Source organism: Pseudomonadota bacterium, from assembly GCA_026390555.1.
Taxonomy (GTDB): domain Bacteria; phylum Bdellovibrionota_C; class UBA2361; order UBA2361; family OMII01; genus OMII01.
The window spans coordinates 22,627-45,814 of sequence record JAPLFS010000064.1 but is presented as its reverse complement, the minus strand read 5'-3'; the positions used below and the strand labels follow the sequence as shown (position 1 = coordinate 45,814).

Below are 23,188 nucleotides of genomic sequence, written 5' to 3'. Positions count from 1 at the left end.
CTAGACTTAGCTATACAATGCATCGGGCGCCTTTTGTTTTAAAACCCATGAAGCCAATTGACCTTAGAAGCGACACCCTAACCACCCCCTCGATAGAGATGCGCCGGGCTATGGCCAACGCCGTCGTGGGCGATGATTGCTACGGGGAGGACTCCACAGTTCAAAAGCTTGAACGGGTTGTGGCGGATCTATTCGGCAAGGAATCGGCTTTATTTATGCCGACCGGAACCATGAGCAACCAGGTGGCGTTGCGTATTCATACGCGCCCAGGTGATGAGGTTTTGACCGATGCAGCCTACCATATCGCATACTTTGAAAGCGCTCAGAGCTCCGATCTGGCTGGAGTTATGCTAAACACCTGCAGCTCTCCACGCGGAATCTTAGACATTGAGACACTGGAACGACAGATCGCTACTAAGCCGCGTGGAGGAAACTACGCGCAGGTGCGGTTAATCTGGCTTGAGAACTCGATCTCCGGGTGTGGCGGCGTGGTATTCCCCCTGCCCCGTTTGCGTGAGATCTCCTCGTTTGCGCGCACTTCAGGTTACCATCTGCATATCGATGGAGCGCGCATCTTTAATGCAGCCATTGCAGAGGGGCAACCGTTTCATGCCTACGGAGAATGCTGCGATACGATCTCGATATGCTTCGCCAAAGGGCTCGGTGCGCCGTTCGGAGCAGCACTGCTTGGATCTGCAGAGCAGATTAGAGAGGCCAAGCGCTTTAGAAAGTGGTACGGGGGTGCCCTGCACCAATCCGGCATTATGGCTGCGGGGGCTCTCTACGCCCTAGAGCATAACATCAGTCGGCTGGCAGAGGACCACTCGAACGCCAGGCGCCTAGCGCTCCTCTTAGGCCACAGTCCCTTACTGCACGTTTCAACCCCCGATCCAGAAACAAATATGGTATACTTTAACCTGCGCCATGATCAGATTACGGCTGCGCAGTTCGCCCGTGAGTGTGCGCGCGAGGGTGTACTGTTATTCCCATGGACCGGTGATGTTGTGCGCGCCGTTACCCACCACGGCATTACCGATAACGATATAGCGCGAGCTGCTGCCATAATCTCTGCAGTAGCTCACCGAGTTGTTAAATCAGCCCCGCACTCTAGCGCTTCTATCACGGGCGCAACTCGCATCGAAGGAGAAGAGAGCAGATGCGTGACTCCGATTCAATAGCTGCCTGGCGCGGCCCAAGATCGATACGATCAGAAAAGGTTGAGCTCCGCACCACCCCTGCACGTGGCACGGCGATTTACGCCAAGGAACCCATATTTCAAGGGGAGATGGTGTTTATTAAAGGGGGGCACCTAGTTCCTACCAGCATAGCCCAGTGGGTCGATCGCACCATCGGTGATTTCTCGATGCAGGTCTCGGACGATCTCTTTCTTGTGCCGCTATCAGAGGCCGAGGTTTCAGATGTTGTTGTATACTTCAATCATAGCTGCTCTCCTAACATAGGGCCCGATGGCCAGATCGAATTCGTTGCGTTGAGATATATCGCTGCTGGAGAGGAGCTCTGTACCGACTATGCAATGACCATTGATACCTCAAATCGCGCCCCGTACAAGCTCGACTGCTCATGTGGAGCTACTACCTGCAGAGGTAAAATTACAGGCCTAGACTGGATGAAGCCTGAGCTTCAGCAGCGCTACTCCCCTCACTTCTCGCCCTTTATCATGCGCAAGATTAGAGCCCTGCAAAAACCGAGCTAAGTCGCCACACTCAAGGATCGACAGCAAGCTCTCAAGCCAGTATACTTTGGCGATGTTTCGTTATGCATTCGCAACTCTAGTCTTTCGCTTACTGGCTCTTACGCTCGTTCTTAGTTCAGGGTGCTTTAACCTCTACTCAGGCTCCGAACAGCTCCGGCAGGCAGAAGAGCTTACCCGTCAGGAGCGCTACGACGAGGCGATCGTCATATATCGTGCGCATATGGAGGAGCGCCTCGCTATCGAGGAGCGCCAGGAATGGGAGAACCCATACTTTTATCTACTACTGATCGGAGATGTGCAGCTCGGAAGGGGAGAGCCTGCAGCAGCTCTTGAAATTTATCAGGAAGCGGAGCAGCACAAAGTTGAAGCGGGACTTATCTCAGATCGATATAGAGCTGTTGGCAGGTGGTATGCGGAGCATGGGCAACTGGCCAAGGCACTTGCGGTGCTCAATAACTACCGCGACCGAGACTCGCTACTCTTTGACGCCATGCTTGATCGCATAGCTCGACAACTTACCGCGCAAGAGGAAGAGGACGCTGCGAAGGCGAAGGAAAAAACCGGGCCGCAAAAATAATTTTGACCAATTATCCAAATATATCAGAAAGCTCCGTAGTCGGGGCCATCAAGATCCAATGCCTATCTAGTCCCCAAGGGCGCCTGTGAAGCTCTGAGCTCAGGTCCTCTGCCCGTATCGAACGGATCTCTTCACCTGAGATAGCATCACGCAGCACTAGATTTAATCGCGCGGCGATTGCGAGTGGTGCCGCGATATCCCAGAGCCGTTGCGTACCGATCAGTGATGCGCGCAACCGACCTGAAACAGTTCCGATCATATCGTGTACACTTGAGCCGCTTGAGATCCATTCCCCTCGCAACGCTAACTTTTCGCGTTCAAGCCACCTGCGGTCAGTTGAGCTAACCGAAACCGGTGCATTAATGCTCTCGCTACGAGTTAGCGGCTCTATAATACCGGAGCTGATCGTTTCAGAAAACGCCGCCTTCTCATTCGACCAATACATACGGTCCTCGGTTGGAATAGCGACCACACCGGCAATCGGCCAGACCCCCTCCGCATGCCGCCTAGTAAGTGCGGCTGCGATACAGAATTCATTTTGTCCCTCAACGAAGTTCTTAGTTCCATCGATAGGGTCAATAACTATCTGGTAGGGGGAGGCCATAAACGGGGCGTAAAAATCGCTGGCGGCTCCCTTAAAAGCACGCACGTTCTCCTCAATTGACTCCTCCGCCAGTACTGGCAACCCTGGTAAAGCTATGCGTAACGCCGCCAGAAACTCCGCTTCAACGGCTTGATCGGTATCAGTAACGAAGCTGCCATCACTCTTAATCTTCGCTTGGCGGGCTGGTGCATTATGAGCCGGAGCATTGTGGGCCTCCATAATTGCTGGCAGCACGCGCCGCACCGTCGCTCGTATAACTGTCAGAAACTGCGCAGTGTAGGCACCGTCGTCATCCGACCCAGATCGATTCACTACTCTACTCGCCCCCGTGAGAGCTGCGCTATTAAGCTCTCATCCTTTATGGCAGCTTCGATCGCGCCACCCATGGCGCGCGCCAGCAGCTCCTGAACCTTCTCTTCATCCAGAAGGGGATGAGAGATCGTAGCCTCACCTGAAAAATTGGCCCGGTAGAGCAGATGTAACTCCGAATCCTTAATCGTTACCTTAATGCGCGCACTTGCTACAGCATCAGAGCTTGGAAAACCAGGCGTTACCTTGGCGCTCCAGTTGGTGATCTCACCCTCAATTAAGGGGGCGTTTATAAGTGTTACCCGCGCGCCAGCCTCTCTGAAGTAGCGCTGGAATCCATCCTGCACTACGGATCCAAGTGCTCCCTCTGAAACTACATCACGACCATCAACCACCAGGATAGTCATCGATGGGCGAGCATCTACAAACGAGCCAACCTTAACCCGCACCGACTCCCCCTCTACCGGAGCGGCCACGAAGCTCTGTGGATCGGGGAGACTTGGGACGCTTAGCCGAACACCAAAATTAGGGGCGCAGGCAGACACAGTTAAAAGGAGGGTGAATAATAAGGAGCTGACGATTCTTTTCATACTTAGCAGTGTCCCTCCTAAAGCCTACTTTGGCAACCGTATCAGCAAGCTTTCGGCCTCCTGACGAACGGCTAGATCGGGGTCCTGGCGAGCCCGCGAGAGGCGTTGCGCTACCCTCGCTGCCCCTACGGAGCCCTCTAATGTTCCAAGCTTTGCGTAGGCCCACAGGGCGTGCTGTCTTACTACTGGCGATTGATCGCAGATACTAACCCCGTTAAGTAGCGGCACAAGTTTTAGCGCACCGGTATTGGCTGCCACAACTGCTGCATTTCTGAGCAGCCCTTCGCGTTTGGCACGCATAATCGCCGTACCACCGAAACGGGCTATAAAGGCTGGGTCTGAACGAATTGAGAGTAGCTCCTCAATTGCAAGCGCCTCCCCTGCCCCGGCCTGTGCTCCAAGCTCCGGCAGATCCGCTACGGAGCGCTTTTTAAGCGCCACAAAGTTAAATGGACAGACCTCCTGACAGATATCACACCCAAAGATCCACTCCCCGAGCCACTCACGCTCCTGAAGGGACAGGGCGCCGCGCTTCTCAATCGTGAGGTACGAGATACAACGCCCCGCGTCGAGTACACGCTCCTTAACAAAGGCCTGTGTTGGACATTTCGAGAGGCAGCGTGTGCAGCTACCACAGTGCGCGACACTCTCGATTGGCGCTACTTTGCCCAGATCAATCTCAACATCCCACAAGATCTCTCCCAGAAAGAGAAAGCTACCCCTGCCCGGCACGATCATCATCGTGTTCTTTCCTATGAATCCGAGCCCAGATCTACGCGCCAGAGCTCGTTCAAGTAACGGTACCGAATCTGAGAAAAGCCTGTACGAAATCTCACCCCTAAGCTCTCCCTTGACCAGCTCTACCAGTTGCTCAAGGCGCTTACGCAGAACCTTGTGGTAATCTCTACCCCAGGCGTAGCGTGCAACGCGCCCGTATCCGGTGCTAAGTGGCCTACGGGGAGTTTGATCGTAGTAGGCACCGATCACGACGATGCTCCGTACCCCTTCAAGCAAGCGCGCTGGGGAGGAGAGCAGCTCGGATGAGCGCTGCATGTAGTTCATCTCTGCGGCGTAGCCCGCTGCCTGCCACTCCTCCAGAAAGGCTCTATCCTGTAGGAGCTCGGAGGGCTCCGCGATAGAGATCACGGCGAGCCCAGCTTGCGCGGCTAGATATTTGAGGGTTTCAAGAGCTAAAGCGTGCATAGCAGTTCCAAAAACAAGATCTTCTCCACCTGAGGGTTGACCGCCCCCCCTAACTCAGCTAACAGTAGGGAGCTTTCTCGGGGCGCGAAAGCTCCCCTATGCAAGCATCTGCGTTGTTTTGATAATTTCAGCCTGGCGCCTCAATCTTGGGGCCCAATCTGAGAGTTCCAGCAGATGCCCTACCTATATAGGTCCCTATCGTCTAGCCTGGCCTAGGACATGACCCTTTCACGGTCAAGACACGGGTTCGAATCCCGTTGGGGACACTCTCTTTGCGCGCCGGACTTTAGGCCGGCCATGAAAAGATAGCCGCCTCAGCATTTATACCCAGCCGTTCTGGAGAACGGCGGTCCCAGGGCTTTGAACTACCAGGCCATTACTCTCCGTGGTTCCATAATTCTAAATATGCTAGGCTTAACTCTAGGATAATAATGGTAAAGACCATGGGACACCCAAACAGAGAGATCAAGCAACCATCGGCCAAAGAGCGCTTTATACATGCGTTGACGTTGGTTCCTGAGCTTGTTCAGGTGGAGCAGGTAATCCGCGCCTCGTTTCGCTCCGACGTAACGGCCATGCGCGAGATACCGGAGTATTTATTGGCCCTTGGTGGTAAGCGCATTCGCCCTCTGCTGACCCTCCTGTGCGCTAAGGCGCTCGGAGCGGAGAGTATCACTCAGGACCTTACCGAGGTAGCAGCCGGAATAGAGCTGATCCATATGGCGACCCTGATGCACGATGATATTATCGACGAGTCTCCTATTCGACGACATCGACCTTCCCCGTACGCGAAGTACGGCACCGCAGCGACCTTACTCTCCGGGGATTTTCTTCTTACACGCGCCTTTGGACTGTGCGCCAAGCTAGATGATGAGGTAATAGTCGCCACAGAGCAGGCCTGCATAGAGCTGGTTGAGGGCGAGGCGCTCGAATCGGTGCTTTATAAGGAACGCCACACGGTTAGCTCAAGCCTGACGATAGCGCAGCGCAAAACCGCTTCACTCTTTAGGCTCGCGACCTACTGCGCTGCACACCTAGTTGATGCCCCAGAGCAAACAACGCGCGCCATGTCGACCTTCGGCGAGTCGCTCGGTATCGCCTTCCAAATTATCGATGATATCCTCGATGTGATTTCAGATGAAGCAACTCTCGGCAAAAAACCTGGGCTCGATCTAGCGGAGCGCAAACCCTCCCTTGTAAATGTGCTCTGGCTTGATTCCGGCGATACGGCTGCACAACGTTTATTACAGCCCCCTACTGCGTGCGAGGAAGAGCAAGCATGGGTCGAAAGATCCCTTGTAGAATTACGCTCTAGCTCTGTAGTTGAGCAGGCAAAGGATCTAGCTAAGTCACACGCGGAGCGCGCTAGCAAAGCGCTAGCAGAGGCGCTCGGAAACGACCTCGGGGCCCTTAATCCAGCGGGAGAGGCGCTCTTTGCGGTGATCGACTTTGCGCTTGAACGGGTACTGTAGCTCGCCGGTATAGCGCCAATAGCCCCCTCCTCTACAAGTGAAATCAAGCACTTAAATCGCCATATATCAGGGCTTTTTGTGATAAGTCTCACGCCCATCACTTTGGACCATACCACTCTTTAGTTTGTCGTCGAGGAGTAATCCCTGATGGCTGGTTGAATTTTGTTAGCTCTCAGGTTTTGTAAGTTTGTGATGTAGTTTTACGGCTCTGTATTCAGCCTGCTGAATGGAGATATTCGTAAGATTAACAAGCAACTTCAAGATGAGTAAACGTGGCTTTTAATTTCACGGAGTCTGTAGTGAGCAATTCTGACCGGTTACCTGAAATGGACCTCGCGTATCTCGGCGGGAACGGATATACGGCGGTAAGTGAGTTAATGAGAGCGATGATTCTTCGCACTATCGAGGACCTCAGTTCGGGCCCAGAGCTCAGACAAGAGGCGCTTGATTACTTGATGGATCAAGACGAGGACTACATCCTTTCATTTCACTCTATCTGTCGCTATTTTCAATTCGATCCCGATAAAACGCGCTACGCTATTCTGAACGCTAAGACGAAGATTCGTACGAGGCGCAGAGCAGCATAGAGACAGGGCCTTAACCTGTCTAAAGTCTTCCATAATTGGAGGACATAAAATAGAAATGGGGCTCCCGAGGGGCCCCATTTCACTTTTTATTACAGAGACGATTAGGCGTTCTTTTTTTATCTTGCGGCGCTCTCTGAGCTCTCAACCATCTGCAGCATCCTCTCAACACCCCGCAACTTAAGATGTTTAAGTTTATGCTCCTCCTGTTCCTCGGATGCGGTTAAAAACTGGCGTCGTGCAAGCTTATGTAACTGCTCCTCAAGATCTCGGTGCTGTTCATACAGCTTACGAAGTTCAAAGTTACTCTGTAGACCCATTTCAATCAGCTCACGCTCACGATGCTCCATTTATATCCCTCATCAATAAGTTCGGCCCCAAGATAGATCAAAGCATCTAGGCGATCCCTTTAGATGCAAGTCGCGACCCCTTTATCTTACCACCATTTCTCGCCCTCTATACATAAATCGTCATAAAGGTCGTACAACTTAAACTAGCTACCCGGCAGAACAAAGGTTATCCCCCGTCCAGCGCTAGCACCATCTCTACGAAAGGAGTGAAAGCGAGGGTCACTAATCGTGCAGATCGAGGCGTTATGGGCCGATATGGAGGAGTTTGCGTTATGTAACTGCCTGATGGCGGTGGCAGCGGTATCCAGTAGCGCCTTATGGGAATGCCCAGGAAGCTTATCAAAGACTGCCGATGCCCCGATAGCCTCGACTACCTTCGTACCCACCTCGTAGGCTTTCGGGCCAGCAGAGGGGCCTACAACAGCCTCTAGGGGCTCTCCTAGAGCCACAGCAACCCTCTTAATAATACCGTTCGCCAATCCCCGCCAACCGGCGTGTATCAGCCCCCAACCGTGCTCTGCACGCACTATTATCGGCACGCAATCGGCGCTCATAACCCCGAAAACGAGGCTCCGTTTAAGGGTCCCTTGCCGAGTTGGGGCTAGCACAGCATCACCAGGGTGAAACTTTATCAGGTCACCATGACGCTCCGTAATAAGATTATCAACGATGCCAGCAGCGCGCAGATCAATAAATTCCGCCCCGTGGCACTGCTCCGGCAGCACCAGATCCGAGGCCCCGATGGCGTTGCATAATACCCGCGCCGAGCTGTGCAGATCATCAGGGCGAAATGCAATGGCGCTCGTTGTCATGCCGTGCACGATTCCATGTTCCCACCAGGGCCGGTAGACTAGTAGCTCTACGCTGTTGTGAACTAACAGGTCAAAATCGTTGTTCATAAAAACAAAGCTAGTTTCAGGTTGCGGTAGTCCTCAGAGCGTGTAGCAACAGCCCCAGCATTAATCCAAAGATATCCTTCAGTTTTATGGTGAACTATGGGTACTGATGCCCGATACAGAAACGGATGCCGGTATCGAAGCAGAATTAACAAACTGCGGCCCTATACCACTAAAAAACAGAAAGACAAGCAGCATTACCAGAGCTATTTTCTCGCGGCGCAAGGGTTGAAACGTCTTGCGATAAGACTGTGCGGGATCTCCGTAAAATGATTCACCAAAAATGCGAAAAGACGAATAGCCATTAAGCGCTAACGTAATAATAAATGCCACTGCGACTGGCCATGTTGATTCGGCAAAATGGTGCAAAACTATTTCACTGCAGATAAATCCGAGCGTTCCCGGAAATCCAACAAGCGATAATATGCAGATTAAGAACGCAATACCCAGAAATGGATAGGAGATCGCCAATCCTGATGCATAATCTAGATTCTCCGCACCGAGCCTATCTCGGAGCATTCCAAGAATTATCAGCAATCCACCAATTGCAATCGTAATATTTGCAAAATCGAGCGCAAAGCCACTCGCACCTTCGGTCCCACTAACTTTTACTGCTAAAATTAAAAGTGGCACATGGAAAAGGTACAAACATGAAACAATCTGACTTAATTTTCTTTCACCAAAAAGAAGAAATGCCGCGTAAAGGAGGTTCGCCCCACAACCGTAAGTTAACAAACTATCCAATAATACGTCTCCTGAAAAGATCAGTGGGTACAACTTACACCACACCACAAACCCAATATTTAAACGGGTAATAACCGCTAATCCATAACGTGCCGGAGCTGCAAAAAGCGGCTTAACCCAAAAATGAAGAGGGAATGCCCCCAAGAAAATCATCATGAAAACGCTGCTCAGTATCTTCAATGGACGCGACATCAGGCCTACTGATTGATATAGCACCGAAAAACAATCAATTCCCAAGGAGAAATAAAGTGCACCGAAAAACAGAGCGCTAATAATTATCGCGGCGACGGTGAAAAAAGTCACCAAAATAAACCGATCTTGTCTCTTACTTACTTGATAAACATCCACTTGACTCACTGAGAGGTGTGTCAGCAGAGCTGTCACCAGTATCAACATAAATACCAATGTACTGTCACTAATCAACGCAAGAGAAACCAACAATTGAATAAGCACCCATGACGAAGCTGATTGCGTCACAAAGATACGTTTACCAAATGCGATATAAACTAAGAGATAAACAAAGCTAAATAATATACCACTATGAACTGACAAATGACTTAATTGAAACAGGAATGGGATAATTTGTATCGTCCCTTCAAATTCTAAGCTTTGTAGGAGTGCTGAAAAAAAGCAGATTGTAGCGAGGCATGAAAGAATGCCAAAGACGTGTCGACTCCGATCACTAAATAAACGAAGTCTTGTAATGATGACCGTCAGTAGTGGCACCAACAATAGAATTAATAACTCCGGAGAAACCTTATGAATCATAAAGAATCCCGGTTATCTGAAACTTTGTGAAGCGTAATCACGAAACCTTTGATTGGATGGTTCACCCAAAAAATTATTCTTCGCGCCACAACAAGAATAATTCCGCTGAGCCACTCTTCAAAAGCACGCACTGAACGTGCAAGAAACTCTGCAAATACCAGAAGACTCAACCTGCCAAAGATCCCACCAGTACTCTCCCAAAATGCGTAGGCATATTGAGAAAAAGCTCTCTCTCCCTGCACGGGCTGGAATTTTACCTGGTCTCGTCCAAGCACATGCTCAAAGGCATAGCGGTCGTGCATTAAAGAGGCAGCATTCAAGAGTTGATAGGTTCTTAACATCGCGTGACTAACAAAGTGAAAAATCGCGAGAGAGTTCAAGCCCAGGCCAATTTCGACAAACATAAGCCCTACCTGCGCCATCGAAGCGTAGGCAAGTACACTTTTAGCGTCACTTTGAATTCTGCCAACGACGGTTCCATACCACAAGGTAATAGCACCAATAATTATCATGGCAACAGCAACTATCAGCGGAAGGCCATAAACTTCTGATACCCGCAACATTAAATACATGCCAGCGTGAACCGAGAGCCCCCCATAAAAAATTGCGCTAGAGGGAGTTGGGCCCTCCATGGCCTTTGGAAGCCAGTGACCAAATGGAAATTGCGCCGACTTACCAATAGCTGACAAGAGACATGCAAAAGGGATAAAGAATTGTGTATGCCAATGCGCTGCATTAAATTGATCGATCCCTTGATGCATCGCCAATAGTGTTGCAACTAGAATACCTGAGTCAGTTATGCGATACGCCCAGAATGCTCGAAGTGAGTTGGCTACCGTCTGCTTACGAAACGCAAAGAATGAGATCAAAAGCGCTGAGGTAATTCCAATTAACTCCCATCCAATATAGATGCTTGGCAATCCTGCCCCCTGAAAAATAGCATGCACCCCAAGCAGAAAAATATGATATAAAATAAAAAACCGAAAATAGCCCGGATCTCGATGAAGATAGCGAGAGGCGAAAAGCCCCACAACTCCGCCCAGAATACAACTCATCATGACAAAGAATACGGACGTTGAATCAATCCGTAAGGAGAAAATCAGATCCTGAGTGGAGAAACTTAAGATTCGCATCTGAAGCACCTCAATTGTCCTGCCCTCTATAATCACCCAATAAGAGCAGATTATTACCGCTGCTATTGAGATCGCCTGAGAGATCATCAAGCATTTTTCGATGTAAAATTCGCGAACCTCGTGCCGAAAAATACGATCGCAAATAATAAAAAATAATGCCAACAAAGGCGCTCCGATAATTGCCTGCGCAATAGTTGTTGATAGAGTAACGGTATTCATAAATATTTCACTCAATGCGCGATCTCGACAAATGAAAGATGATTAGACTTGCCCATAAACCAGTCACTATACTTCTTTACCTGAAGGAGAATTTCCGTAGATGGCTCGAATCTTTGATAGCAACCCGTCGGCAGCCTCCACTCCAACTCATGCGTATCTGGATTCCAGAGCACAAGCCTAATCCACCCGCCATTAAAGCAACGCTTTATATTCTCCTCCGACTCAATCACACGTTCAATCTGAGCCCTCTGGCAGACAACGACCAGGAGCAGACGCACGGGCTCATGTATTTCTATCATTTGCGTCGGAAGCCCGGTCCTCAAGTCGCTTGAAGTTCCGTTCATGATACCAACTAATGAGACGATATTATGAGGTAATTTTGTTCCTGCTCCATAAACTTCATTGTCCATAGCAGAAAAGAGATACTCAAGATTAATACCGCCACAAACAGGAACAACGGCTCTCAAAATACCAAGCAGGATATTCGCTTCAGCATCAATCTTTGGATCATACGAAACCAAAAAAGAACGTCGATCGAGAAACAGCCCCGTGGTTAATTGTCGAGGCCCAACGATGCACATCGCATTAGTCGCATGTCCATACTCAGGTCGCGCCTCTGCAAGCATGTATGAACGCGCAAGCGCCTCTTGGGCAGCCTGATCACTATTCTTGACCCGTGAACGGACGAAGCGACGGCAACGTTCGAGTGCATTTTGCTTGGTTGCACTCTTCAAATCACCCTTTACCTGCTCAAGTAGTGGCAAAAGCAGCTCCGGACATTTTTCGTTATCAAAATATTCTATCTGGTCGCTGCAAGTATTATGAAATGCCCCAAAAAAATGTGTCCGTTGTGGAATGGAGATACCAAATCGAGATACAACCAAGGCTCGTACCTGTGGATTATTCGCCATAATGCTGAATGCACGCGCATTAATTCTCCCTGGACGTCCGCCACAGGCGCCGCAATCATACGCCGACCGCAGTGGATTATTTCGGCTCGACGAGCCATGCCCTATCAGGAAAATTAAATCAGAGAAATTATCAATTAAACCAATACCTCGGAGAACGTTTGTGACTCGCTCGGCCATCTCATCCAACGTATATCCCGGCATATCAGAGCCAGTGGATCCATCGGAATCAAGCTTTAATTCAGCAATATCAGTATCTAGCTTTAATTCCGCTAGATCATGAGGAATCACTGATTCTCCTCCAAATAATCGACTGAGGATCTGCAAACTACGCGGAGCAATGACACCAAAAATCATAGGGATGACTGATATACATCCAGCGAGAGAGAGGACAAGGCTATGAACTATCGATCCCGAACCGCGATTAACGTAGCCTGAGACACGAAACCACGCCTCTTGCTTCTTGCGATACTGCGAAAGTCGTACCTCCAGCCCCTCTTTCGGAATTTCACGAATTGCATGGGTAGGCTTAATAATGACCGGGCAATAAGGAGCAGAAGTACCGCTCATCAAAGTATAGTTGGCATCGATTCCAAAGAAACCAGCAGTGCCAAAAGTTTGATAAGAATCACTACTTGCCTCCAAATGTCGCCGTATAGATTCTTCACGGTCATCAATACAAAAGAGAAACTGAGCTTGGGGTCTCTTTATGTCACTCGATATCTTTTGTGAATGATGTGCGAGAGCATTTAGTGTTCGTGAATAGAAATTATTCTCGTACGCAAGATGCCAAAGGCGGCGGCGGCGAACTTCATCGAAGGAGAGCAGGCAGCGCAAGAGTGCTGCAGCCGTTGCTGAATCACTCAAAAATAATTCCCCAATTCCCTGTGCTGAAATAAAACTAAGCACATGATATGCAAAACAATAAACTGCATCTATGGTCTTTAGTTCAGTGCTCTCTTTTGGCGTCTCTGCAACTTTTGAACGATACAAAAAAGAATGCTGCGCATACTTTTTCACGATCAGTCGCACATTCAAAAAATCGAGCAACTTAGGTTTAATTTCATCTTGTTGGTCCTGCAGCATCTCCGGTTTATTTTCAACCAACGCAACATAGCCCGCCCATCCTTTGAGTGAGAGTGCCTCCTGAAGCAAAAATGACCGCTGTTCGACCTCCTCAACTCTGAAGTCACTGAGGAGCTCTTTGAGGAGATCAAGAGGATTATCCTGCTTTCGATAAATCTCAAGATCAAATCGGAGCGGCTCCAGCCACTTTGGAATGGCATAGTGCGCACGTTCTACCAGCGCAAGAAAAGCTGGCAACATACCCAGAGCTCTGCCTGGCATTAACTGGTTAGAGAATCCAAGATCAAGGTACTCTTCACTGAAACGAATGAGTAATGGATTTATCATCTCCTCGCAGATATCAAATTCAATGTTCTTTGTATGCGGTTGACTATGATTCCACGCATCAGACACAGAGAGAAGTACCGCAGCCCAAAGAATAAATCTTTCAGAGCTTTTTACATCATCCCCTCGCGGAACTGCCCTAATAAGCGCTTCGAGACTTTCAGCCGTCTCATGATTTAGGCGATGAAGTCCGTCAGTTTTTCTTCCGTTTGCATGCTGCTCAAGCCAGACTCGAAGAATGTTGTCTGAGATGTTTTGCAATGGGATTCTGTCTGCCGATTCTCTTAGTAACCATTTGACTTGCTGAAAACTCTCGACCGGTGGAGCCGTAACGAGAAACTTCTTAAGCAGATCATGCTCTGAATAACCCCAGAATATTTGAGGATCTTTTATAAGTTGAACTACTATCTTTTCAAGATCTTGTTCGCTTATTCGACCACTTTGGTATTCATCAAGATAGCGTTGTTCAGGAAGGAATGCCTGCGCTCCATAAACCTGTGCCGCCTCTTCAACCGCATCCTCAAAAGCAAGATGCTCAAACGCATGCAGCGTATTGTGATGTATAAAAACATCGATGGGTCCTTGCGACGGAAGAAGTTCAGCAATTTCTTCAAGTATATGGATAAGCCGGTCAGCTTCTTTGTGTTGATGTTCCATAACAGGTTAGCTTTGCACAAAAGGACTTTTCCTAGATTTTGCTAGATTTCAACGAACAATCCTACGAGTTGCGCTTGAGTGGCTACTCACCGGGACAAGTCTGTCGAGACCTATCAGATTAACTGATCGCTCTTCACCCTGCTCCAATTCTCTCACCTGCTTCATAAAGGTATGCTCAACTAAAATGGTCCTAGAAAAATCACACGTAACAGCCCGCCCCCGCGAACGTTCGATCGCTCTTTTGAAACCAATCACGTTAGCAAATGAGCACACCTCTGGCAGCGTAATCAGATAAGGAGAATCAGCACCCTCTTCCTCCGCGAGAACTGGCCTGATGAAGTACTTAATGGGCGCACCTAAAAATGTGCAAACCACTACTTTAGCAATAATGCCCAAGAACACGCCAACCAAAAGGTCGGTCATTAATGTTCCAATTATAGTCACCGTAAATATAATCAGTTGTTCTATACCAATATCTTTGCATTCAAGGAAATGTTTAGGTGCAGCCAAACGGTATCCAGTAACACAAAGCACGCCCGCCAATGCAGCAATAGGTATCAGGTGAATCACTGGCGCAAGGAGCACTACAAAAATCAGCAAAAATGCACCGTGAAAGAAGTTAGCCCAACGAGTTCGCGCTCCATAGCTTATATTTGCGTAAGAACGCACCACCTCTGAGATCATCGGCAAACCACCAACAAATCCGCAGAGCAAGTTGCCGAAACCAACTGCCATTAAATCGCGATTCATGTTGGCTTTTCGTTTATAAGGATCAAGCCCGTCGACTGCTTTTGAAGTGAGCAGTGCCTCAAGCGAACCAATCAAAGCAAACATCAACACAAACTGAAGTGATGTCATACTAAACAGCTGAGAAAAATCTGGAAACGTAACTCCTGCCAAGAAATTCTGTGGAATACTTACCAAGTATTTATCATCAATAAAGTAGTTCAATGAATACCACTTGTAGTCGTGCGGGTGCTGAAAATCGAAATACAGACAGAAACCAACTCCCGCGAGAACGGCGAGTAACGGCCCAGGGAAATAGCGCGCGATACGTCCAAAGATGGTCGTTGCAAAAATGACGATCAGAACACTCGTTACCCCAATCAGTGCAACTTCAGGGTTCATGGTAACCAGAGAGTGTGGTATCTCAATTAAAAGATCGATTGAATTCTTTGAAAGTGCCTTCACCCCAAGTAGTGGATGAATCTGTTTTGAAAATATAATAATGCCGATTGCCGCCAACATGCCGTGCACAACAGACGCCGGAAAGAAATCCACAAAACGACCTAGCTTGAACCAAGCAAAAATAATCTGAATTGCACTTGCAAAGACAATTACCGCCAGAGTGTAGCGATAGCCATTAAAATTATTTCCTTGTCCAAGCATCTCAACTGATGCAATTGCGATCGCAATCAGCCCTGCTGCGGGACCTTTAATGGTTAACTGCGAACCACACAAAGGCCCGACCACAAGGCCACCAATGATTGCAGTCACAACACCACCAAACGCCGGGAAGCCGCTTGCCATAGCAATACCGAGGCAGAGCGGTAACGCAATCAAGGAGACTAAAAGTCCTGAGATTAGATCACTCTTCCAGTTCTCGGATAAACCTTTCAGGCCATCAGATGGGATTTTAGATAATGGAAGAGATTGCGCCACTTTTGGCGTTACAGACGAGACCATAGAACTCCTTACTAAACGATTAGAACTAATAAACTAATTATTAGACCTTAAGGTCGAGTCTAGTCGTCTTATAGCGGCAGGCTACGGCTCGGCATATTGGTACACTACGCTATGATGATAAGAGCAATCAGAAAATTTAGTCAACGTACTTAATAAATTTTGAGATGGATAAAAACCACTAGATGAATGCCATCAGCTAGCAACCTATTGAAATAATTATTTTTTTTTGTGTATAATTTTTTCTTTCGCACGAGCTATTGTGAACGCGAAGATATTTAATACCTTTTTGCCAATGCTTAATAGTTAAGCGCAGAGCACTCGATGGATACGCTCAGTGGGAATTTTGCTCCGAGCATCCCTGCGTGCTCGGCGCTTGAATTCCTCTTAAAAAATCAACCTGCTTTAAAATTAAATTCCGCACTATCCATCAGCTAATTGATCATGCGGTCACTGGTGCCGAAGTATTACAGGGGCTAAGCCTCAAAATAAAATCGTGCTTTCTGCTTAGGCAAGGACGGAGTCCGGTGATCGCTTACCGCACGAGGGATGCTGTAACAGCGGGCTGAATCACTCTGAAGATCCCTCTCAAAGCGCAAAGATTACTATAGAAAGATAGGAAAGTTGAGTAGAAACGACACGTGCAATGAATGGAATTCATTGCACGTGTCTGAACCTGTTAAGCAACCTACCTTGGGGGAAGAACTGGCCCGGGACTCGCAGGGATGTCTTTTCTCTGCGGGATCGGAATCAGATCTTCCACCATAGGAGCAACTTCAACCTCATCAGCTGGGGTGGGTTCGATCGAAGCCGGAGCAGGAGCAGGAGAAGGAGAAGGAGAAGGATTTTCAATCTTCACCCACACCAACTGAATCTGCCCACCCCTCGACACCCAAGTTGCAAAATAGGTCTCCCCATTTCGCACATTGTATGTCTTTGGCCCATACTGATAGCACAACTCCGCCCCTCGAAATCCCGAAACCGCTTTCGGGATTCGGCATCCACGGGCATCGAAGGGTTCCACGAACTTGTGCGCACATTGCGCCGAGGAATTCTCTCCCGTCTGCCAATGTGCTCCGTTCGTCACCCAGTGGTACTTGCCATCTAGGTAGTACGAAACCGTACCCCCGAACACGACAGGCCCGCGCACGATTAATGGGATGTGCGAAACAGCTCAACCAACGCTTTAAAGTCCTGCGGTAGGGGGGCGCTAAAGGTCAATTGCTCAGAGCTTATCGGATGGATAAAACTGAGCGTTGCTGCATGCAGGGCCTGTCGTCCGAATTCAGTCGAAGCATCCTTCAACGCCTTAGGAAGATTTGATAGATCTCCGTACGATTTATCCCCAATCAACGGCGACCCGATCGAGGTCATATGCACACGGATCTGATGAGTTCGTCCGCTCTGCAAAACACACTCCAGTAACGTTCCGTGCGAGAACCTCTCAAGCACTCGCCAACGGGTCAGTGAGGGGCGGCCCTGCTCAGTTATTGCCATTATCTTTCTATTAGTCGGATGTCGTCCGATCGGTGCCTGCACCTCGCCTTGATCCTGCTGTTGAATAGCTCTTACAGAACGTGGCGTGCTAAATACGAGCGCCCAATAACGCCGATCAATGCTGCGTTCGGCGAACTGTTTAGAGAGTGCGGCATGCACCACCGTTGACTTGGCTACAACAACTATACCGGTCGTATCTTTATCAAGACGGTGCACAATCCCTGGGCGATTAGCCTCCCCGACTTGCAACTGCACCTTTCCAACATGGCCTACGACCGCATTGGCTAATGTATGTGTAGCGTTGCCGGCGCCTGGATGCATCGATAGTCCGTGTGGTTTATTGATCACTAGTAGATGCTTGTCCTCAAAAAGGATCTCAAGGGATAACTGAAGGGGTTGCAGAGTCGTCGTGGGCTCTTCGACCGATAGAAGCTCGATAATCGCAGCACTCTCGACCTTGAACGCTGGCTTAAGGACCTGCTGACCATCTACGGTTACCCTGCCCTGCTCTATCCAACGCTCTACCTGCGAACGACTGCAGGCCAAGCTCTCTGCTAATTCAGCAACCAGCACACGGTCGAGCCGTCCAAGCTCCCCTTTATACTCAATACGGTATGTTGACTTAGACATCTGTTAAACTCCTGCGAGCAGTTTCTACATCCCTACCGATCTGAGCCTTTAGCTCCTCAACGGAGCCGAATCTCTCTTCATCACGTAACCGCTCAATAAAACTAACATGCATACGACAACCATACAGACTGCGCGCTTGAATATCTAGGATATGAACCTCCAGCCGCTCGCAACGTCCGTTAAAGGTCGGGCGGGTACCGATATTCGCAACCCCCTTGTATGAGGCACCGAGCACCTCAACGTAACAGGCATATACGCCGCGCTTCGGTATGAGCCGTTTTCCAACCGCGATATTGGCGGTTGGATAGCCGATCATACTTCCGCGCTTATCTCCGTGACCAACACGGGCCGAGATAGTAAAGGGCGAGCCCATCAGATGCGCTGCTGCGCGCATATCCCCGATCCCAACCAGATCTCTTATGGTGCGCGAGCCGGTTCGCACCCCTGCCAGCTCAAAACGGGGCACAACGTGTAGTGTAATTCCGTAATTCGGCAACTCACGCTTAAGGAACTCAAGGTTACCCTCGCGCCCACGCCCAACAGCAACATCCTCACCAACAACGATGGCAGTAGCACCGAGCGCACGAACCAGCACCTGTTCGATAAAGCTTCTCGCAGATAGTTGCGAGAAGCTCTTTGTAAAATGAATAAGGTACAGTAGCTGAACCTTTAGCTCGGCAAGCCTCTCGGCTTTCTCACGCACGCTACTTAAGCAGCGGGGCTCATCTCCACCCCGTAGCACCCTGATCGGATGGGGATAGAATGAAAGCGCGATCCTGGGTCGATCTCCTGCTACCTGCGCCAACGCACTGAGGACAGCTTTATGCCCGAGGTGAATACCATCAAAGTTTCCGATCGCAACGGCCGCACCCCTCCACTGTTCGGGGAGCTCGCGTGGATAACGGGCTAAGCGGACACGTTTTGCAAAACTCATGGGCAATCCAAACGATCAACGTTCCTAGAGCAGCGCCCTATTTAAGCTCCTTCAGTCGCTCCTTTGCGACGGTGGCCTCGGATGACTTGGCGTAGTCCTTGATCAGTTTCTTAAGGCTATCGCGTGCGGTATCTTTATCACCCAGACGAAGCAACACTGAGGCCTGACGAAGCAAACTTGCTGGAGCTCTGTTGCTCTTTGGAAATCGCGCCACGACCTCGGCATACGAGCGCAACGCCCCCCGATTATCGCTTAAACCATCGTAGGCAACTCCCTGCCAAAATAATACGACTCCGGCCTTATCCCCAGTATCAGCATGTTCAGTTGCATTCTGCAGAAGCGGCAGCGCATCTGCGAACCTACCATCACGCAAACATCCCAGGGCATCCATAAATATCTGCGCCTTATCTGCGGCGAGCCCATTTGCCCAGACCTCATCGGCCTCAAGCTCTGCAATTGGAACTACTGTCGGTGGCGGAACCCGTTTTTTAAGAGAGCTGAGATCATCCCTGATAGCCGAAAGATCGGAGCCTAGGCGCTTATTCTGCGAGAACTCAAGCTCCTCAAGCCTTCCAGAGATGAGCTTAACCTGACTATCAATAGAGTTAATTGATTCGGTCTGTTCCGCTTGAAAAGCGCGCATATCGTTCATACTGCGCTCTAATCGGGTAACCTTTTTTCCAAGATCGTAGCCGGCGCAACCGTTCACCAATAGAGCTATCAATACAACGCCAACTCGCCTCATAAAAATCGACCCCCAAATGACAAGACCCCAAATGAGAAGACCTTAGAGCCAGCTGCTAACAGTGGCTCTAAGGTCCATATAAAGCTGCGGTCATGCAACCACAAGCTCTGTCTAACTAATCGACCTTGAAGTGATCGCGGCGATTCTGACTCCATGCAGCCTCATTGTGCGCTGGATCGAGCGGAAGCTCCTCTCCATAGCTCACTGTGCTAACATCAGAGTCAGGAATTCCTAGCGAACGTAGGTGGTCTGCTCCAGCGCGAGCACGGCTAGCACCAAGTACCATATTGTACTCAGCAGTTCCGCGCTCATCGCAGTGACCCTCTACCTGAACCTTCTTGCCTGCGTTCATCTTCAACCAATCAGCGTTGGCCTGAAGTGTGCTCTTGGCTGTGCCATTGAGCTTAGATGAATCGAAAGCAAAGTGAATATCCTTAAGTGGACCATCTGCATTTGGTGATGGAACGTTCTCAGGACCACCAGCTGTGCGGCAATGACACCCTGTTGCAAGAACTGCAATCAGACTTACTGCTAAAACTTTTAAACTTCGCATAATTTCCTCCAGAAATACTATCTGTCTAAATCTATATTTAGTCGGGACTCGCTAGCTGCGCTATGACATCACGCTTAGCAAATCACCCACCTATAATAAAACCTCCGATAAGGCCGTACCGAAAGACACGACTGACAATCTAATCAACCCTGTCTTCCGAAACAACCAGTCTACCGTGTGGTCACTACTTGATACTCGACAAAGCCAAAGTTTGCAATAAGGTAACTGCTTGGATCTTAGAGCTTCGACGATATCTGAGTGTATGTACCGCATCCTTGCCTTAGATACTACGGCATAGGGCCCCAAGCCGGCTCAAAATCACCACTTCGACTCTTTGCAAGCTGCTTTAGATTCGTACCATCGGTGCGCATCAGGGCTATTCCGTATCCACCACCAAATGAGGTAGTTGCGAAAACTATATATCTACCGTCGGGCGAGAACTCAGGGTCCTCGTTACTCCCAGAGCTGGTTAATTGAACGGCGTTTGATCCGTCTGGGTCGCTCACAAAAAGCTGAAAGTTTCCGTCTGCTCTACACACAAAAGCTATCTTATCCCCGACAGGAGACCAGCTCGGCGAGGTGCAGTAGTTTGAGGTTACGAAGCTAATCCGACGCGCATTAGAGCCATCGATCCCCATGCGATAAATCTGTGGGCCTCCGCCCCGATTTGAGCAAAATACAACCTCAGATCCATCTGGAGATGGAACAGGCGAGACGTCGATTGCTCGATTAGGGGGAGTGAGCCTCCGCACTAGCTTCCCTTCTGTATCGATCAGAACGATATCGCTATCAGAGCCCTCTGTGCGTGATGTCAGGATCTGGTTGGCGTTTAGAAAGTGCGCGCCGATCTCGAGCTCTGAGGTTTTGCTAACCTGGCGTGTCGCCTTTGATGCAACATCAAGAGTAAAAAGATCCGGAACCCGATTCCTAAAGCTTGTGTAAATAAGTTTAGTACCGGATGGATCCCAGTCCGGTGATAGCGCAAGACCACGCTCATTAGTGAGCTGCCTAACGTTAGTTCCATCCATATCCATTACGAACAGCTCCTTGAACCGTCCCACTCGGGATGAAAATGAGATCTGAGATCCAAAGGCCCCTGCCGTGCCGGTATAGAACTTCATGATCTCGTTGGCGAACTTATGTGCAATCAACTTGCTCTGCGAAAGATCGGCGTTGTACTCCTTAGCGAGCACTACGATCTGCTTCTGAACATCGAGCAGATAGAGACGGGCACGTACCCGTCCCTGCTCAACCGAGATATCGCCTTTTACAAGCCCCTCAGCCCCGATCACGCTCCAATCTGAAAAGGTAGTGGCCTCTGGCCTGCCACATTTACTTGGAGTCTCAATGTAGCTCTTCTGATCAAGCACCTCGAAATACCCTGAGAGATCCAGATCGCGCCCGATCACGGTCGGCAACTCCCCCTCTGGCCCGCGCTCCTCCGTCTCTATACAGAGCCGTGGCAATGCGAGCGGGATAAGCCGCCCAGCCCCCCTCACGTACAGGTCTGTTTGCGCCTCCGCGGTAGCAGGGATAAGAGCCGGGATAATAGCGGACAAAGACAGCAGGGCGATAATATTAACGAATAATCTTTTCATGGAACTCTCCTATGCGCGGGTGATCAGCATGTCAAAAATGCACTAGTCTTGTCCTGCGCGCAACCCGCACAGCTTAATCCCTTGGATCAAAAGTTATCCGCACGCTTTTAAAGTAGAGCTCATAGACGCTCTCTGGGGGCCTCGGCAGTGGACTAGCCTTCATGACAGCCCGCATCACCGATTCATCGAAGTTGCCATCGCCTGAGCCCTTTACGAGCCTTACGTTCTTGACCATACCATCAGGCTCGATCTCGAATGAGACCTGCGTTATCAAGCTTGCGTTTGTATCGTACCAACGCCAAGCATCCTTAATACGACTGCGGAGTAGTTTCTCATAAACGAAGAATTCAGGGGGACGCACAACCCCTCCCCCCATTCCCTGGCCGCCTACACGGGCTGCGCCAAACCCCTTTCCGCCACCCTCTGATGACTCTCCGAGGTAGCGCTGTAAAGCTGCCTGCAGCCGCTTATCAACATCCTCACCATCACTCTTCTTTGTCTGTTTTGGATCGCTCTTAGTATCTGTTTTCTTGCTAGGAGCTGCTGTCGGCTTGGCGCTAGGTTTAGGAGTAGCTTTTGCTGTTGGTTTTGGCGTTGGCTTTGGGGTGGGCTTGGGCTCAGCTACGCTCACTTCAGCATCATCAACTGGCTCCTGCGCATCCTCAATCTGCTCAGGCTTAACTTTGAGCTCCTGTGACTGCTCGGCAGCGACGTTTTTCATGGGAGCAACCTCGCTTGGCTTATTATCCTTCGGGACCTGGCTCGCTCCTCCGAGCGTCTTGCCACCCTCAATTGAGACCGAATAGACAACGGGCTCGGAAAGCTCTCCCATATTGGGAAGAACCCCTACAAAGATAAAATAGCCAATGATAAGGTGCCCAACGATGGAGAACGCTATACCCATGCGCTGATAGTCGTCAGGTTTATGTTGCAAGGCGCTCACAGTCACCGTTTGACCTTCTAGGCTCCCTTACCATCTGGCGCCGCTGAAACCAACCCGATCTGGGTGATTCCACCTGCATGCAGTGCGGCCATAACCTCCATGATCCGTCCGTATCCAAGCGCTACATCGCCCTTGATATAGACCTTATGATCCTCTGGCGGTTTGTTGGCAAAGATAGCCTTAATCTTCTCTGGCAATACGCTCAGCTCGACCTTATTACCAGCGCCGATAAAAATAGTCCCAGCCTTATCAAGCGAGATTACGATCTGCTCACTTGAGCCCCTCAGTGGTGCGGTCGTAGCCTTCGGAAGGTCAACCTCAACCCCCTGCTGCAACATCGGCGCAGTAACCATGAAGATAACGAGCAGTACAAGCATTACGTCGACAAGTGGCGTAACGTTAATTGCTGCGATCGGTCCATCTGTATCTGAGCTAAAATTACTGGCCATCTCTACCTACTGAACGTT

21 protein-coding genes and 1 tRNA gene are annotated in these 23,188 nt (G+C 49.7%); 6 read left to right on the top strand and 16 right to left on the bottom strand.

Going from position 1 to position 23,188, the window contains the following annotated elements:
* The first annotated feature begins 47 nt into the window (after positions 1 to 47).
* Genes NTV65_08760 through NTV65_08750 form a run of 3 tightly spaced genes read left to right on the top strand, consistent with a single transcriptional unit; the run spans position 48 to position 2,291 of the window.
* Positions 48 to 1,178 carry an aminotransferase class I/II-fold pyridoxal phosphate-dependent enzyme gene (locus NTV65_08760; protein ID MCX6115287.1) on the top strand — a complete coding sequence of 377 codons (1,131 nt, stop codon included), beginning with the start codon at positions 48 to 50 and terminating at the stop codon, positions 1,176 to 1,178.
* A complete protein-coding gene (locus NTV65_08755) occupies positions 1,157 to 1,714 on the top strand; it encodes an SET domain-containing protein-lysine N-methyltransferase (protein ID MCX6115286.1) in 558 nt (185 codons plus the stop codon). Before NTV65_08760 ends, NTV65_08755 begins: the two co-directional genes overlap by 22 nt.
* 52 nt (positions 1,715 to 1,766) lie before the next feature.
* Complete coding sequence (locus NTV65_08750) at positions 1,767 to 2,291, top strand: hypothetical protein (protein MCX6115285.1); 525 nt, start codon at positions 1,767 to 1,769, stop codon at positions 2,289 to 2,291.
* 10 nt (positions 2,292 to 2,301) lie between these two features.
* On the opposite strand, the gene NTV65_08745 is transcribed toward NTV65_08750, so the two are convergent.
* Genes NTV65_08745 through queG form a run of 3 tightly spaced genes read right to left on the bottom strand, consistent with a single transcriptional unit; the run spans position 2,302 to position 4,997 of the window.
* On the bottom strand, positions 2,302 to 3,207 hold the full coding sequence (locus NTV65_08745) for an inositol monophosphatase family protein (GenBank protein MCX6115284.1): 906 nt from the start codon (positions 3,205 to 3,207) through the stop codon (positions 2,302 to 2,304).
* Positions 3,207 to 3,794, bottom strand: coding sequence for a hypothetical protein (locus tag NTV65_08740; protein MCX6115283.1), 588 nt, complete (start codon positions 3,792 to 3,794; stop codon positions 3,207 to 3,209). The genes NTV65_08745 and NTV65_08740 overlap by 1 nt, the downstream gene beginning before the upstream one ends.
* A 24-nt stretch (positions 3,795 to 3,818) precedes the next feature.
* On the bottom strand, positions 3,819 to 4,997 hold the full coding sequence (gene queG, locus NTV65_08735) for a tRNA epoxyqueuosine(34) reductase QueG (protein MCX6115282.1): 1,179 nt from the start codon (positions 4,995 to 4,997) through the stop codon (positions 3,819 to 3,821).
* 191 nt (positions 4,998 to 5,188) lie between these two features.
* Here queG and NTV65_08730 point away from each other — a divergent pair.
* The 3 genes from NTV65_08730 (at position 5,189) to NTV65_08720 (ending at position 7,056) form a co-directional block, all read left to right on the top strand.
* A tRNA-Glu gene (locus NTV65_08730) sits at positions 5,189 to 5,263 on the top strand.
* A gap of 165 nt (positions 5,264 to 5,428) precedes the next feature.
* Positions 5,429 to 6,469 (top strand): polyprenyl synthetase family protein, encoded by a 1,041-nt coding sequence (locus NTV65_08725; GenBank protein ID MCX6115281.1) that lies wholly within the window; start codon positions 5,429 to 5,431, stop codon positions 6,467 to 6,469.
* Positions 6,470 to 6,768: 299 nt separating this feature from the next.
* Entirely contained in the window at positions 6,769 to 7,056 is a 288-nt protein-coding gene (locus tag NTV65_08720) for a hypothetical protein (protein MCX6115280.1), read from the top strand.
* A gap of 116 nt (positions 7,057 to 7,172) precedes the next feature.
* Here NTV65_08720 and NTV65_08715 read toward each other — a convergent pair whose 3' ends face one another.
* From NTV65_08715 to NTV65_08655, 13 genes are all read right to left on the bottom strand, one after another.
* Positions 7,173 to 7,403, bottom strand: coding sequence for a DUF465 domain-containing protein (locus NTV65_08715; GenBank protein MCX6115279.1), 231 nt, complete (start codon positions 7,401 to 7,403; stop codon positions 7,173 to 7,175).
* A gap of 143 nt (positions 7,404 to 7,546) precedes the next feature.
* Positions 7,547 to 8,302 (bottom strand): polyphenol oxidase family protein, encoded by a 756-nt coding sequence (locus NTV65_08710; GenBank protein ID MCX6115278.1) that lies wholly within the window; start codon positions 8,300 to 8,302, stop codon positions 7,547 to 7,549.
* Between the two features lie 84 nt (positions 8,303 to 8,386).
* Positions 8,387 to 9,811, bottom strand: a complete 1,425-nt coding sequence (locus NTV65_08705; GenBank protein ID MCX6115277.1) for a proton-conducting transporter membrane subunit — start codon at positions 9,809 to 9,811, stop codon at positions 8,387 to 8,389.
* On the bottom strand, positions 9,808 to 11,163 hold the full coding sequence (locus tag NTV65_08700) for a proton-conducting transporter membrane subunit (protein MCX6115276.1): 1,356 nt from the start codon (positions 11,161 to 11,163) through the stop codon (positions 9,808 to 9,810). Before NTV65_08700 ends, NTV65_08705 begins: the two co-directional genes overlap by 4 nt.
* A gap of 11 nt (positions 11,164 to 11,174) precedes the next feature.
* The gene (locus tag NTV65_08695) at positions 11,175 to 14,138 is read right to left on the bottom strand and encodes a Na-translocating system protein MpsB (GenBank protein MCX6115275.1); all 2,964 of its coding nucleotides are present in this window, start codon (positions 14,136 to 14,138) and stop codon (positions 11,175 to 11,177) included.
* A gap of 48 nt (positions 14,139 to 14,186) precedes the next feature.
* Positions 14,187 to 15,824 (bottom strand): SulP family inorganic anion transporter, encoded by a 1,638-nt coding sequence (locus NTV65_08690; protein MCX6115274.1) that lies wholly within the window; start codon positions 15,822 to 15,824, stop codon positions 14,187 to 14,189.
* 1,149 nt (positions 15,825 to 16,973) lie between these two features.
* Positions 16,974 to 17,948 carry an RluA family pseudouridine synthase gene (locus NTV65_08685; GenBank protein ID MCX6115273.1) on the bottom strand — a complete coding sequence of 325 codons (975 nt, stop codon included), beginning with the start codon at positions 17,946 to 17,948 and terminating at the stop codon, positions 16,974 to 16,976.
* Positions 17,941 to 18,882: a riboflavin biosynthesis protein RibF gene (gene ribF, locus NTV65_08680; GenBank protein MCX6115272.1), complete on the bottom strand. Its 942-nt coding sequence runs from the start codon at positions 18,880 to 18,882 to the stop codon at positions 17,941 to 17,943. Before ribF ends, NTV65_08685 begins: the two co-directional genes overlap by 8 nt.
* A 37-nt stretch (positions 18,883 to 18,919) precedes the next feature.
* Positions 18,920 to 19,627 (bottom strand): tetratricopeptide repeat protein, encoded by a 708-nt coding sequence (locus NTV65_08675; protein MCX6115271.1) that lies wholly within the window; start codon positions 19,625 to 19,627, stop codon positions 18,920 to 18,922.
* Between the two features lie 115 nt (positions 19,628 to 19,742).
* The gene (locus NTV65_08670) at positions 19,743 to 20,180 is read right to left on the bottom strand and encodes an OmpA family protein (GenBank protein ID MCX6115270.1); all 438 of its coding nucleotides are present in this window, start codon (positions 20,178 to 20,180) and stop codon (positions 19,743 to 19,745) included.
* Positions 20,181 to 20,467: 287 nt separating this feature from the next.
* Positions 20,468 to 21,778, bottom strand: coding sequence for a hypothetical protein (locus NTV65_08665; GenBank protein ID MCX6115269.1), 1,311 nt, complete (start codon positions 21,776 to 21,778; stop codon positions 20,468 to 20,470).
* A 73-nt stretch (positions 21,779 to 21,851) separates the two neighbouring features.
* Complete coding sequence (locus NTV65_08660; GenBank protein ID MCX6115268.1) at positions 21,852 to 22,721, bottom strand: energy transducer TonB; 870 nt, start codon at positions 22,719 to 22,721, stop codon at positions 21,852 to 21,854.
* A gap of 17 nt (positions 22,722 to 22,738) precedes the next feature.
* A complete protein-coding gene (locus NTV65_08655; GenBank protein ID MCX6115267.1) occupies positions 22,739 to 23,170 on the bottom strand; it encodes a biopolymer transporter ExbD in 432 nt (143 codons plus the stop codon).
* Positions 23,171 to 23,188 lie beyond the last annotated feature (18 nt).

Excerpts from the sequence above, each read along its gene's own strand:
- NTV65_08760 (MCX6115287.1), top strand. The coding sequence starts at position 48 with ATGAAGCCAATTGACCTTAGAAGCGACACCCTAACCACCCCCTCGATA.
- NTV65_08755 (MCX6115286.1), top strand. The coding sequence starts at position 1,157 with ATGCGTGACTCCGATTCAATAGCTGCCTGGCGCGGCCCAAGATCGATA.
- NTV65_08750 (MCX6115285.1), top strand. The coding sequence starts at position 1,767 with ATGTTTCGTTATGCATTCGCAACTCTAGTCTTTCGCTTACTGGCTCTT.
- NTV65_08740 (MCX6115283.1), bottom strand. The coding sequence starts at position 3,794 with ATGAAAAGAATCGTCAGCTCCTTATTATTCACCCTCCTTTTAACTGTG.
- queG (MCX6115282.1), bottom strand. The coding sequence starts at position 4,997 with ATGCACGCTTTAGCTCTTGAAACCCTCAAATATCTAGCCGCGCAAGCT.
- NTV65_08725 (MCX6115281.1), top strand. The coding sequence starts at position 5,429 with ATGGTAAAGACCATGGGACACCCAAACAGAGAGATCAAGCAACCATCG.
- NTV65_08715 (MCX6115279.1), bottom strand. The coding sequence starts at position 7,403 with ATGGAGCATCGTGAGCGTGAGCTGATTGAAATGGGTCTACAGAGTAAC.
- NTV65_08710 (MCX6115278.1), bottom strand. The coding sequence starts at position 8,302 with ATGAACAACGATTTTGACCTGTTAGTTCACAACAGCGTAGAGCTACTA.
- NTV65_08705 (MCX6115277.1), bottom strand. The coding sequence starts at position 9,811 with ATGATTCATAAGGTTTCTCCGGAGTTATTAATTCTATTGTTGGTGCCA.
- NTV65_08700 (MCX6115276.1), bottom strand. The coding sequence starts at position 11,163 with ATGAATACCGTTACTCTATCAACAACTATTGCGCAGGCAATTATCGGA.
- NTV65_08695 (MCX6115275.1), bottom strand. The coding sequence starts at position 14,138 with ATGGAACATCAACACAAAGAAGCTGACCGGCTTATCCATATACTTGAA.
- NTV65_08690 (MCX6115274.1), bottom strand. The coding sequence starts at position 15,824 with ATGGTCTCGTCTGTAACGCCAAAAGTGGCGCAATCTCTTCCATTATCT.
- NTV65_08685 (MCX6115273.1), bottom strand. The coding sequence starts at position 17,948 with ATGTCTAAGTCAACATACCGTATTGAGTATAAAGGGGAGCTTGGACGG.
- ribF (MCX6115272.1), bottom strand. The coding sequence starts at position 18,882 with ATGAGTTTTGCAAAACGTGTCCGCTTAGCCCGTTATCCACGCGAGCTC.
- NTV65_08675 (MCX6115271.1), bottom strand. The coding sequence starts at position 19,627 with ATGAGGCGAGTTGGCGTTGTATTGATAGCTCTATTGGTGAACGGTTGC.
- NTV65_08670 (MCX6115270.1), bottom strand. The coding sequence starts at position 20,180 with ATGCGAAGTTTAAAAGTTTTAGCAGTAAGTCTGATTGCAGTTCTTGCA.
- NTV65_08665 (MCX6115269.1), bottom strand. The coding sequence starts at position 21,778 with ATGAAAAGATTATTCGTTAATATTATCGCCCTGCTGTCTTTGTCCGCT.
- NTV65_08655 (MCX6115267.1), bottom strand. The coding sequence starts at position 23,170 with ATGGCCAGTAATTTTAGCTCAGATACAGATGGACCGATCGCAGCAATT.